This is a genomic window from Xenorhabdus sp. SGI 60 (genome assembly GCF_056632175.1).
The window spans coordinates 1,509,451-1,522,108 of sequence record NZ_CP196860.1; the positions used below are offsets into that span (position 1 = coordinate 1,509,451).

Consider the following 12,658-nt stretch of genomic DNA (forward strand, 5'->3'; position numbering starts at 1 on the left):
TGATTGAAAGGAATGAAGGTAATTCGTTTTTGTTTGTGGGTAAGGTAAAAAAATGGCTCCCAATCCAGGGAGCCATTAAATTCAAATCACAGTATCCGATTATTTGAATAGCTGTGGTTTAGACATAGCAGAAGTTGCAATACTTGTTGCAGAATGCCCGCCAGCACCGCCTTTACCTTTGAATGGATAAGCAGGGCGTTGCCATTCAGTGATAATCACAGGCTTAGTCATCATATCTGGTGCTGGAGCCTTCGTCATTGGGGAATAAGCGTGATGATTTTTTTCCACGATAATCGAAGACTCAACAACTGTTTTCTTTTCCGTTTTAACTTCCTCTGCCTTAGGGCACATTTCCGTTGCAACAGTTGGCTGTTCTTCATGATGTTCCTGTTCAACAATCGACGTCATAATGATGGACTCTACCGTGTGGCGCATTTTTTCAGCATCCAGTGATACCAGAATATGTGATTCTTCATCCGCTAAAATTTCTGACCAATGTTTTTCATCATGATTGATGACAGGTTCCACGTTAGCTGATTCTGAAACGTTAGGCTTTTCTAATTCCGGCTCTGCTGGTGTCACGATGGAAACGCTATCAACAACAAATTTCACATTATCATCATGAGTAATGCTGTCTTGTTGTTCTGCTATTTCGACGTGAGACACTGTTGTCGTTGGTGCTGATTCTGTGATTGATGGCATCAGAATAACTTTTTCCGGTTGTACAGGTATTGTTTTTTCTTCAACCGTTTCGCTAATCACATCAACAGAAGCCGGGATTTCAGGTTCAGTAATGGTCACCGGAGTAACAGGATAACGAACCCATACTTTGCCTGATGCCAGTTCTGGCGATACAACAGCCATTCTCAATGGTACTGGCGATTGAGTCAGATTGCGTTCATCACGGTAGCGGCGACGACGCTGACCGCTGACACGTAAGTGACGTGGGGAACGGCGGGAACGACGCGGCATTATGTTGTCTTGCTGCTCATTATTTTGTGAAATAACAGCTTGTGATGCAGAGTTTTGTGAATCTGTATTTTGTGGCATTTCAGGTTGGTTAGCTGCTTCAACATGCGTATCAATAACGGCTGGTACAGACGTTTTTGTCTCTTTGTGAGCGTTTTCTGATACAGATACAGATACAGATTCAGGCATTACAGCCGGTAAGGCCACAATATTAGTTTCTTGTCTCAATTCGTCAGTGATACGTACTTTTTGCTCCAGCTGACGGCGCTGACGGCGAGGCATGACTGGCTGACGCTCTTCAACTTCTTCTTCGACAATGTCAGGTCGATTGATGGTCTGTTGAGCCTTAGCTTCCAGTTGCTGCTGCCGTTTTTCTTCTTGACGGCGACGTTGACGTTCAGCACGTTGTTCACGGCGTTGCTGCTGCTGTGCTTCACGAGCTTCGTTATCCAGCACAGTGCTATCCTGGACATTGTTCTGCTGGGCATTACGGCTCTTGCGCTGTTCATCACGTTCACGGTTATTACGTGCTTCACCTTCGCGACGCTGATTCTGACGGCGTGGGTTGCGACGCTCTGATGAGCGCCGATTATCATTACCAGACGATTTTTTGCCCCTTTCTTGGGTTTGTTTTTCTTCTTCACCACTGAACATCTTTTTCAGGGTACTCAAGAATCGGCTAAACAAACCGGGTTTTTCTGTCTGTTTTTGGTTACTGGTGACTACTTTTTTCTCTTTTGTTTTTACTTTTGTTGTTGCCGGTTCTGCTTCTGCTGGCAGATCAAAAGTTGAAATGGCTGGTTGCTCTGGACGTTTGCGTTCATGCTGAATATCGTCCTGAGCATTTATCATTTCCGCTTCATGCAGTTGTGGAAGTAAATAGCTCAACGTTGAAATTTCTTCGCCTTTACGTACACGTAAGACAGAGAAATGTGGCGTTTGCATTTGATCATTTGGAACAATGACAACACCAACACCACCTTGGCGATGCTCAATGGCGCTGACTGCCTGACGTTTCTCATTCAGTAAGTAAGAGGCGATCTGCACGGGAACAATGGCATGAACCTGATGTGTGTTTTCTTTTAGCGCTTCTTCTTCGATTAAACGCAGAATTGACAGGGACAGTGATTCATTATCACGAATAGTGCCGGTGCCGCTACAACGCGGGCAGACATGGTGGCTGGATTCACCCAAGGATGGGCTTAAACGCTGGCGTGACATCTCCAGTAAGCCAAAGCGGGAAATTCGGCCGATTTGAATACGAGCGCGATCTTGTCTTACTGCGTCACGTAGCCGATTTTCAACTTCACGTTGATGACGCACTGGAGTCATGTCAATGAAATCGATAACAATCAGGCCACCGAGGTCACGCAGACGCAATTGGCGTGAAATTTCATCAGCAGCTTCCAGGTTGGTATTAAATGCCGTTTCTTCAATATCACCACCACGAGTTGAACGGGATGAGTTGATATCGATAGCCGTTAAAGCTTCAGTCGTATCAATGACGACAGAGCCGCCGGAAGGTAACCGAACTTCACGCTGGAAGGCCGATTCGATTTGCGATTCTATTTGATAATGGCTGAACAGAGGGACTTCACCACTGTACAGTTTGATTTTACTGGCAAAATCCGGGCGTCCCAGGGCAGTGATGTGTTGGCGTGCCAAATCGAGGATTTTAGGGTTGTCAATCAAGATTTCCCCAATATCTGGGCGCAGATAGTCACGGAATGCGCGTACGATCACATTACTTTCCTGGTGGATCAGGAAGGGAGCGGTGTGGCTGTCGGCGGCTTTTTTGATGGCTTCCCAATGTTTCAGGCGGAAGTTTAAATCTCCCTGCAAAGCTTCAGCTGATTTGCCGACACCTGCGGTACGAACGATAAGCCCCATGCCTTCTGGAACTTCAAGAGAAGAAAGCGCTTCTTTTAATTCGATGCGATCATCACCCTCAATGCGGCGAGAAATTCCGCCTGCTCTTGGGTTATTTGGCATCAGGACTAAATAGCTGCCAGCCAAACTAATAAAGGTTGTTAAAGCTGCCCCTTTGTTGCCTCGTTCTTCTTTATCAACTTGGACGATGACTTCCTGGCCTTCTTTAAGGATATCCTTAATGTTAGGGCGACCATGGGAGTGATAATTACTTGGGAAATATTCGCGAGCAATTTCTTTTATGGGTAGGAAACCATGACGTTCCGCTCCGTAATCAACAAAAGCAGCTTCCAGGCTAGGTTCAATTCGAGTAATTTTCCCTTTATATATATTTGCCTTTTTCTGCTCGTGTCCAGGGCTTTCAATATCCAAATCATAAAGACGTTGCCCATCAACAAGGGCAACACGCAACTCTTCCTGCTGGGTTGCGTTGATTAACATTCTTTTCATTCTAACTTACTCATTATTTTTACATGAATATAGAGCTGCGAGTAAAAAAGAGGCGAGCTACTAGTTACCGATGGCCTCGTGTCTTTTACAAAACCGTCAGCCTCACGGCTATCGTTTGTATAGAGGCGCCTATTTGTCGGCGAGTCTGAATTTCATTTGAACACAGTACTCTTTATTGGGGCACTGTAATAAATAGGTACAGATTTTGCCCAATCCAGTAAGCTGCCACCCGCAGCCCATAAATTATTTGATCGAACATTACGTCTTATGCCATTGCTGCGTTTTTGCTCGATCAAACAGATAACAAACAATTTCAATCTTGCCATTCATAGTTTAGTAAACCGTGGCCAGAAAGCATTATTCCATTGCTATTGGGGTGATAGCAAGGTGACTTTATCGCTTTACAGGTTTTTTATTAGGAAATAGTGATAAGTTGTTAATATTTAGTCTTTATCCTAAGTCATCTGAAACAATGAGGTAGGAAAAATGGCTGTTATTTAGACATAGTTAAAAATGAGTGGCGCTCTGTTTGTTGGATTATTAGAATCTCACCCATGAAAACAGATAATCAAATTGTACAGTTTGTCACGATTGATGACGAATATGCCGGTCAGCGAATTGATAACTTTTTGTTGGCCCGTTTAAAAGGCGTACCTAAGAGCATGATTTATCGGATCTTGCGTAAAGGTGAAGTTCGAGTCAACAAAGGAAGAATTAAGCCTGAATATAAATTGACAGAAGGTGATGTCATCAGGATCCCGCCAATTAGAGTCGCAGAAAAACAAGAAACACCTATATCTGTCAAGCTGGATAAGGTTGCTGCTTTGGCGGAATGTATCTTGTATGAAGATGACCATATTTTAGTCATAAACAAACCCTCAGGAACCGCAGTACACGGGGGCAGTGGCCTGAGTTTTGGCGTGATAGAAGGATTGCGGGCTTTGCGTCCTGAAGCACGCTTTCTTGAACTGGTGCATCGGCTTGACCGCGATACATCGGGTATTTTGTTGATTGCGAAAAAACGTTCTGCATTGCGGGCATTGCATGAACAATTACGCTTGAAACAGATGCAAAAAGACTATTTGGCGCTAGTGCGTGGGCAATGGCAATCCCATTGTAAAGTTGTAGAAGCCCCTTTATTGAAAAACATCCTGCAAAGTGGAGAAAGGGTGGTTAAAGTCAGTAAAGAAGGCAAACCGTCTGAAACACGTTTTAAAGTTGAAGAACGATATGCGTTTGCAACATTGATGCGAGCAAGCCCAGTGACAGGGCGAACTCACCAGATCCGCGTGCACTCTTTACATGCCGGTCATCCTATTGCGTTTGATGGTCGCTATGGTGACAGAACATTTGATGCCCAACTTGCAGAAACAGGACTTAACCGATTGTTCTTACATGCCAGCTCATTAAAGTTCACCCATCCATCCACGGGGGAAACGCTGCGTTTCGAAGCCCCAATGGATGATAGGTTGCGGAAATGTTTAAGAATATTGCGGCATAATCATCATTGATAGCATACCGTCAGTGGGTTTATCCCCTGACGGATAAGCATTTCTGTCAACGTTATTAATGGTAAGCCGATCAGTGTGTTTGGATCTTTGCCGTCAAGTTTTTCGAATAATGTAATGCCTAAGCCTTCGCTTTTAAAACTACCTGCGCAATTGAAGGGTTTTTCTTTGTTGAGATAATAAGTAATTTCTGTTTCTGTCAGATCTCTGAAATAGACATGGAATAGCTCACAACGAGTATCAACCACTTCTGTTTTGCTATTGAATAAGGTAATGCCTGTATAAAAAGTGACACATTTTCCACTGGCTTTTTTCAATTGTAAGAAAGCATTCTCAAAATTATGGGGTTTGCCGGTGACTTTGTCATCCAAAACACAAACTTGATCTGACGCTATAATTAGGTGGCCGGAATACTCCCGCTGTAATGTGCGAGCTTTTGCATGTGACAGTCGCGTTACCAATTGTTTTGGACTTTCGTTTTCCAGCGGGCTTTCATCAATATTGGGAGAAGCACAGGTAAAAGGTAATCCTAGCTTTTCTAGCAATCGGCGGCGATATTCGGAAGTTGACGATAAAACAATCGGAAGCATCTTTTTTTCCATAAAATACGTAGAGAAATATTTGCAGGCATTTTAAACTATATGCCGCTTAATAAGCGAATATTTGACGGAAAGGCGCAGATGTGTGGCCTTTTTCTTTGACTATGTCTCATTACAAAGATAATATGCGCGCCTTATGCAAAAGGTAAAATTACCCCTGACCATTGATGCACTTCGAGCAGCCCAGAAAAGATTGGATTACCATGGTAGTTACTCTGCTGAGCAAGTTTCTCGTCTTGCAGAAACTGTGGTCAATGTGGATGGTGATGTAGATAGCTCATTATCATTTGAAATTGATAATCAGCGTCTGGCAGTTGTAAAAGGGCATTCCGAAGTGGATGTTACGCTTACCTGTCAGCGCTGTGGCAGTAATTTCAGTCATCATGTTCACACAACGTATTGTTTTAGCCCGGTCGTCAATGATGAGCAGGCTGAGGCATTACCGGAAGAGTATGAGCCAATAAACGTTAACGAATTTGGCGAAATAGATTTGCTGGCAATGATTGAAGATGAAATAATTCTATCTCTGCCGGTGGTTCCGGTACATGATTCTGAACACTGTGAAGTGTCCGACGCGGACATGGTGTTTGGTACGCTGCCTCCTGAAGCAGAAAAGCCAAACCCGTTTGCCGTATTAGCCAGTTTAAAGAAAAGTACTTAAGGAGTAAGGTCAATGGCCGTACAACAGAATAAACCAACTCGTTCTAAGCGTGGTATGCGTCGTTCTCATGACGCCCTGTCTGCAACACTTGTCTCTGTAGACAAAACTTCTGGTGAAACTCACCTGCGTCATCACGTGACTGCTGATGGCTACTACCGTGGCCGCAAGGTAATCAACAAGTAATTTCAGCTAATCATTAGCAAGTTGATATCTTGGCTAATCTAACCTTAGCGTTAGATGCTATGGGTGGGGACTTTGGTCCTCGCGTTACGGTGCCTGCTGCATTGCAGGCACTGGCATCTAATCCACAACTGAAGCTATTGTTGGTCGGCAATCCCGAAACCATCTTTCCTTTGCTTGCAAATCAAAATGCCGAGCTGCTTAGCCGCTTGCAAATTGTCCCTGCGGAACATATCGTTTCCAACGATGCAAGGCCATCTCAGGCCATCCGTTCCAGTCACGGTACTTCAATGCGTATAGCACTAGACTTAGTTAAGTCGGGCAAAGCACAGGCTTGTGTCAGTGCAGGAAATACAGGGGCTTTGATGGGATTGGCTAAATTGATGCTGAAATCCATTGAAGGTATTGAACGGCCTGCATTGATGACGGTGATACCTAATCTAAAACAGCAGAAGACAGTTGTATTAGATTTAGGCGCTAATATTAATTGTAATAGCAGCATGTTAGTTCAGTTTGCGATTATGGGTTCCGTAATGGCGGAGTATGTTGCTGGTGTGGATGATCCACGTGTTGCGTTACTTAATATCGGGGAAGAGGAATCCAAAGGGCTGGATAATATCCGCGAAGCCGCTATAACCTTGCGTAATATCCCAACGATTAATTACATCGGGTATGTGGAAGGAAATGAGTTACTGACGGGAAAAACAGACGTGCTCGTATGTGACGGCTTCGCAGGTAATGTTACGCTGAAAACAATGGAAGGTGCGATTAGAGTGATCTTATCTCTGGTAAAGTCACCGGATGGTCAGCAGAAAAAATCATCTTGGTTGATGAAACTATTCAAGATGAAGATAGTTAAAAAATGGTTACTAAGACAGATAACCAAACGGTTTGGCCATCTAAACCCTGACCAGTATAACGGAGCAACGTTACTAGGATTGCGTGGCATCGTTATAAAAAGTCACGGTGCTGCTAATGAACATGCTTTCAAGGCTGCTATTGATCAAGCCATTCAAGCTATAGAGAAGCAAGTTCCAGACAGAATCGCTGCCCGGCTGGATGCAGTATTACCCAAGAGTGAATAAACATAAATGTATACAAAGATCTTAGGTACGGGCAGTTATTTGCCTGCTCAGGTGCGTACTAACGCAGATTTAGAAAAAATGGTTGATACGTCTGACGAGTGGATTGTCACTCGGACGGGCATTCGTGAACGCCGTATTGCGGCTGAAGATGAAAATGTTGCAATTTTGGGTTTCAACGCTGCTGAAAAGGCCATTGAAATGGCGGGCATCGATAAAGCACAAATTGACTTAATCGTTGTTGCAACAACAAGTTCAACTCATGCTTTCCCAAGTGCAGCTTGCCAAATTCAGCAGTTGTTGGGCATTCCGGGCGTTGCGGCTTTTGACGTTGCAGCAGCTTGTGCCGGCTTTACTTACGCGTTAAGTGTTGTCGATAAATTTATTAAAACAGGTGCGGCTAAACATGCACTGGTGATTGGCTCTGACATTATTTCAAGAGTCGTCGATCCTAAAGATCGCAGCACAGTTATTCTTTTCGGCGATGGAGCAGGAGCCATGGTTGTCGGCGCTTCAGAGGAACCCGGCATTTTGTCCACCCATCTTCATGCTGATGGCCGTTATGGTGACTTACTGTCATTGCCTCATCAAAGCCGAGTGGAGTGTGATACTCCAGAATATGTGACTATGGCAGGCAATGAAGTCTTTAAAGTGGCTGTTCGTGAATTGGCTAATATTGTTGATGAAACATTAGAAGCGAATAATATTCCTCACTCTCAGCTTGATTGGCTGGTGCCACATCAGGCGAACTTGCGTATCATTGCAGCAACTGCCAAGAAATTAGATATGACTATGGATAAAGTGGTCATCACTTTGGATCGTCATGGCAACACCTCGGCAGCATCTGTTCCGACAGCATTCGATGAAGCGGTACGTGATGGAAGGATCCAACGCGGCCAACTTGTTTTACTTGAAGCATTTGGCGGTGGCTTTACCTGGGGCTCAGCGCTGGTACGTTTTTAATTTAACAGGAAAATAAACATGTCTGATTTTGCAATGGTGTTTCCCGGCCAAGGTTCTCAATCTCTGGGTATGTTGGCTGATTTAGCCGCACAATTTCCACTGGTTGAGCAAACGTTCGCAGAGGCTTCTGCGGTTTTGGGATATGATTTATGGACGTTGGTTCAGCAAGGACCGATAGAAGAACTGAATAAAACCTGGAAAACTCAACCTGCATTGCTGACAGCTTCAGTGGCGATTTGGCGTGTATGGCAGGAGAAAGGCGGTAAGGCGCCTTCCATAATGGCAGGCCATAGCCTTGGCGAATATTCTGCACTGGTCTGTGCTGGCGTGATTGATTTCCAGCAAGCCGTTAAACTTGTTGAATTGCGCGGGAAGTTGATGCAGGAAGCTGTACCAGAAGGGCAGGGAGCAATGTATGCCATTATCGGTTTAGATAATGAATCCATTGCAAAGGCATGTGAAGAGTCAGCACAAGGTCAGATTGTTTCGCCGGTTAATTTTAATTCACCTGGGCAGGTGGTTATCGCAGGTGAAAAAGAGGCTGTAGAGCGTGCGGGAGCGGCATGTAAGGCCGCAGGCGCAAAACGGGCATTGCCACTATCCGTTAGTGTGCCTTCGCATTGTGCATTGATGAAATCTGCTGCTGAACAACTGGCGGCTGCATTGCAAGACGTTGAGTTTAACCAGCCGCAATTCCCTGTCGTGAATAACGTCGATGTAAAAGTAGAAAAATCTGCTGATGCTATTCGGGACGCGTTGGTTTGTCAGTTGTATAATCCTGTACGTTGGGCAGAATCAGTTGAATATATTGCAGGGCTTGGGGTTGAACAATTGTTAGAAATTGGGCCAGGTAAGGTACTCACTGGGTTAACGAAACGTATTGTTGATACTTTAAGTGCTGTAGCAGTAAATGATGTATCATCACTCACAGTTGCTCTGAACAAATAACTGGGGAAAAAATGAGCTTTGATGGAAGAATTGCGCTGGTCACTGGCGCGAGCCGTGGCATAGGTCGCGCGATTGCAGAATTATTGGTTGAACGTGGTGCATGTGTTGTTGGTACCGCAACCAGTGAGAAAGGTGCTGAAACAATCAGTGCCTTTCTTGGTGATAAAGGTAAAGGTTTTGTACTAGATGTCACAGATTCAGAATCCATTGAAAATGCACTCTCGAATATTCGTGCTGAATTTGGTGAAATAGACATTTTAGTTAATAATGCAGGCATCACTCGTGATAACTTGTTGATGCGCATGAAAGATGATGAGTGGCAAGATATTATTGACACTAATCTTTCTTCGATTTTTCGTCTGTCAAAAGCAGTAATGCGCTCTATGATGAAAAAACGTTATGGACGTATTATTTCTATTGGCTCTGTTGTTGGAACAATGGGAAATGCGGGACAGGCGAATTACGCGGCAGCGAAAGCAGGAGTTATTGGTTTTAGTAAATCATTGGCTCGTGAAGTCGCTTCCCGTGGCATCACTGTTAACGTTGTTGCACCTGGTTTTATCGAAACTGATATGACCAGAGCGTTGACAGACGAACAACGTGCAGGCATTGCTGCTGGAATACCTGCTAATCGTCTTGGTGATGCAAAGGAAATTGCCAGTGCTGTAGCGTTTCTTGCTTCTGACGAGGCCGCTTACATCACGGGTGAAACATTGCATGTCAATGGTGGCATGTACATGATCTAAAAATGAGCGAACCTACTGTTTTTGATGTATTTTTTATACAAAAAAGCAGATCGTGGTTCGACCAGCCGGGATTTGGTTGCATCTTTTCCTGTATTTTATAAACTACGAAAACCATCGCAAAAGCGAGTTTTGATAGGAAATTTAATAGTATGAGCACTATCGACGAACGCGTTAAGAAAATCATCGTTGAACAACTGGGTGTTAAAGAGGAAGAAGTTGTGAACACAGCTTCATTTGTTGATGACTTGGGCGCTGATTCTCTTGACACAGTTGAACTGGTAATGGCTCTGGAAGAAGAGTTCGATATCGAGATCCCAGACGAAGAAGCTGAAAAAATCACTACAGTTCAAGCTGCTATTGACTACGTTGAAAACGCAGGTAAATAGGCACACATACCTAGGCGGTCGTTCGACCGCCTATGTTTTTCGTCCCAAATTTTTTCCCTCCCTGGAGGATAACCGTGTCTAAGCGTCGAGTAGTCGTGACCGGACTAGGCATGTTATCTCCTGTCGGCAATACAGTAGAGTCTTCCTGGAATGCTGTTTGTGCCGGACAGAGTGGTATCGGCCTTATCGAACATTTTGATACCTGTAACCATGCAACTAAGTTTGCAGGTTTGGTGAAGAATTTTAATCATGAAGATTTCAATATTTCGCGCAAAGAAGCACGGAAAATGGATCTCTTCATTCAGTATGGTATTGCTGCTGGCAAGCAAGCTATTGAAGATGCAGGAATCGAAGTAACAGAAGCCAATGCTGGCCGCTTTGGTGCTGCTATTGGTTCTGGTATTGGTGGGTTAGGGCTGATCGAAGAAAATCACAGCACACTGCTATCGGCAGGGCCACGTAAGGTTAGCCCATTCTTTGTACCTTCAACCATCATTAATATGGTGGCGGGCCATTTGAGCATTCTGTATGGCCTTCGTGGCCCGAGCATCTCCATTGCAACAGCTTGTACTTCTGGCGTACATAATATTGGCCATGCGGCTCGCATCATTGCCTATAATGATGCTGACATTATGCTGGCGGGCGGTGCAGAAAAAGCGAGTACTGAGTTTGGAGTTGCTGGATTTGGTGCTGCACGTGCATTGTCAACCCGTAATGATGATCCTCAAAGGGCAAGCCGCCCTTGGGATAAAGATCGTGATGGCTTTGTGCTGGGTGATGGTGCAGGTGTCGTTGTGCTTGAAGAGTATGAACATGCCAAAAAACGCGGTGCCAAAATCTATGCTGAAGTTGTTGGTTTTGGCATGAGCAGCGATGCTTATCATATGACATCGCCTCCTGAAGATGGCGCAGGCGCTGCTTTAGCAATGGAAAATGCCCTGAATGATGCGGGAATTTCACCAGAGCAGGTAAGTTACATCAATGCCCATGGTACATCTACGCAAGTGGGTGATCTTGCAGAAGCTCGTGCAGTGGAGGCTGTTTTTGGTGAAGGCACTAAAGTATTAGTGAGTTCTACCAAATCAATGACAGGCCACTTGCTAGGTGCAGCAGGCGCGATTGAATCTATTTTCACTATTCTTTCTCTGTGTGATCAGATTGTTCCTCCAACCATTAACCTGGAGAATCAGGATGAGAACTGTCGTTTGGATTTAGTTCCAGGCACAGCGCGTAACGTTGAAGGAATGGAATACGCATTGTGTAACTCTTTTGGTTTCGGTGGCACCAACGGGTCATTGATTTTCCGCAAGATCTAAAATCACTTTGTGTTTATGAAAAGCCCCGACAAATGTTGGGGCTTTTTTATCAAAAATAAGAAGTTAACATGACGTATTGGATTAATGGTAATCAGTGCGATCATATACCTGTTAATGATCGTGCGGTGCAGTTTGGTGACGGCTGTTTTACCACAATAAAGGTTGAGCAAGGGATACCGGTTTTGCTACCTTTGCATATAAAACGGTTGCAGAAAGGTGTTGAAAAACTCTTTATGCCAACACTGGATTGGTTCCAACTTGAGAACCATATTAAACAGGTAGTGAAAGGGTGTGATTCCGGTGTTTTGAAAATCATTCTTTCCAGAGGTACGGGAGGCCGTGGTTATGGTTTTGCTGACACGATTACGCCTACCCAGATCTTGTCTTTGAGTTCATATCCTGAACGATATGTAACTCAGCGTCAAAAAGGTGTGTCATTGACTCTTAGCTCCATTCCAATGGGAATTAATCCCTATCTGGCTGGTATTAAGCACTTAAATCGTTTGGAGCAGGTTTTGATCAAACGGTTTATTGAACAATCAGGAGCAGATGAAGCCCTGGTACTTGATAGTGATGGCTTATTGGTTGAATGCGGCACTGCCAATATCTTCTGGCGAAAAGGCAAAAATGTTTATACACCTGATCTCAGCCAGTGTGGGGTAGAAGGGATTATGCGACAAAAGATCATCGAATTGTTAGCGGAAAGTGATTATAGCTTATCATGTGTTATGCGCTATCCCGAAGCGTTGGCTTATGCAGACGAAGTGATTATCTGTAATTCCTTAATGCCAGTGCTGCCAGTAAGTCAAATTCAAGCGCATAAAAATCAACCTGCATGGAAATATCAATCAAGAGAGTTGCATGAATATTTATTACCTGAATGTTTAAAACCTTAGCGAATTAGTATTCAGAAGCACAAAT

General features: G+C 44.3%; 12 protein-coding genes. 10 read left to right on the forward strand and 2 right to left on the reverse strand.

Annotated elements, in window-relative coordinates:
- Positions 1-99: 99 nt before the first annotated feature.
- Positions 100-3,348: a ribonuclease E gene (gene rne / locus ACSJJG_RS07290; RefSeq protein WP_481088950.1), complete on the reverse strand. Its 3,249-nt coding sequence runs from the start codon at positions 3,346-3,348 to the stop codon at positions 100-102.
- Between the two features lie 554 nt (positions 3,349-3,902).
- Here rne and rluC point away from each other — a divergent pair.
- Positions 3,903-4,859 carry a 23S rRNA pseudouridine(955/2504/2580) synthase RluC gene (rluC, locus tag ACSJJG_RS07295; protein WP_481088951.1) on the forward strand — a complete coding sequence of 319 codons (957 nt, stop codon included), beginning with the start codon at positions 3,903-3,905 and terminating at the stop codon, positions 4,857-4,859.
- On the opposite strand, the gene ACSJJG_RS07300 is transcribed toward rluC, so the two are convergent.
- Positions 4,853-5,446, reverse strand: coding sequence for a Maf family protein (locus tag ACSJJG_RS07300; RefSeq protein ID WP_481088952.1), 594 nt, complete (start codon positions 5,444-5,446; stop codon positions 4,853-4,855). The genes rluC and ACSJJG_RS07300 overlap by 7 nt on opposite strands.
- Positions 5,447-5,591: 145 nt before the next feature.
- Between ACSJJG_RS07300 and yceD the strand changes: the two genes are divergently transcribed.
- The 9 genes from yceD to pabC all read left to right on the forward strand — a co-directional run bounded on the left by yceD (position 5,592) and on the right by pabC (position 12,633).
- A complete protein-coding gene (gene yceD / locus ACSJJG_RS07305) occupies positions 5,592-6,116 on the forward strand; it encodes a 23S rRNA accumulation protein YceD (RefSeq protein ID WP_481088953.1) in 525 nt (174 codons plus the stop codon).
- Positions 6,117-6,128: 12 nt separating this feature from the next.
- The gene (rpmF, locus tag ACSJJG_RS07310) at positions 6,129-6,299 is read left to right on the forward strand and encodes a 50S ribosomal protein L32 (RefSeq protein WP_004240653.1); all 171 of its coding nucleotides are present in this window, start codon (positions 6,129-6,131) and stop codon (positions 6,297-6,299) included.
- Positions 6,300-6,328: 29 nt separating this feature from the next.
- On the forward strand, positions 6,329-7,381 hold the full coding sequence (gene plsX, locus ACSJJG_RS07315) for a phosphate acyltransferase PlsX (RefSeq protein ID WP_481088954.1): 1,053 nt from the start codon (positions 6,329-6,331) through the stop codon (positions 7,379-7,381).
- A 6-nt stretch (positions 7,382-7,387) separates the two neighbouring features.
- Positions 7,388-8,341, forward strand: coding sequence for a beta-ketoacyl-ACP synthase III (locus tag ACSJJG_RS07320; protein ID WP_481088955.1), 954 nt, complete (start codon positions 7,388-7,390; stop codon positions 8,339-8,341).
- 18 nt (positions 8,342-8,359) lie between these two features.
- Entirely contained in the window at positions 8,360-9,289 is a 930-nt protein-coding gene (fabD, locus tag ACSJJG_RS07325) for an ACP S-malonyltransferase (protein WP_481088956.1), read from the forward strand.
- 11 nt (positions 9,290-9,300) lie between these two features.
- Positions 9,301-10,035: a 3-oxoacyl-ACP reductase FabG gene (gene fabG, locus ACSJJG_RS07330; protein WP_481088957.1), complete on the forward strand. Its 735-nt coding sequence runs from the start codon at positions 9,301-9,303 to the stop codon at positions 10,033-10,035.
- Between the two features lie 149 nt (positions 10,036-10,184).
- On the forward strand, positions 10,185-10,421 hold the full coding sequence (acpP, locus tag ACSJJG_RS07335) for an acyl carrier protein (protein ID WP_012989255.1): 237 nt from the start codon (positions 10,185-10,187) through the stop codon (positions 10,419-10,421).
- A gap of 74 nt (positions 10,422-10,495) precedes the next feature.
- On the forward strand, positions 10,496-11,737 hold the full coding sequence (gene fabF, locus ACSJJG_RS07340; RefSeq protein ID WP_481088958.1) for a beta-ketoacyl-ACP synthase II: 1,242 nt from the start codon (positions 10,496-10,498) through the stop codon (positions 11,735-11,737).
- Positions 11,738-11,805: 68 nt separating this feature from the next.
- Positions 11,806-12,633 carry an aminodeoxychorismate lyase gene (gene pabC / locus ACSJJG_RS07345; RefSeq protein WP_481088959.1) on the forward strand — a complete coding sequence of 276 codons (828 nt, stop codon included), beginning with the start codon at positions 11,806-11,808 and terminating at the stop codon, positions 12,631-12,633.
- The last annotated feature ends 25 nt before the right edge of the window (positions 12,634-12,658 follow it).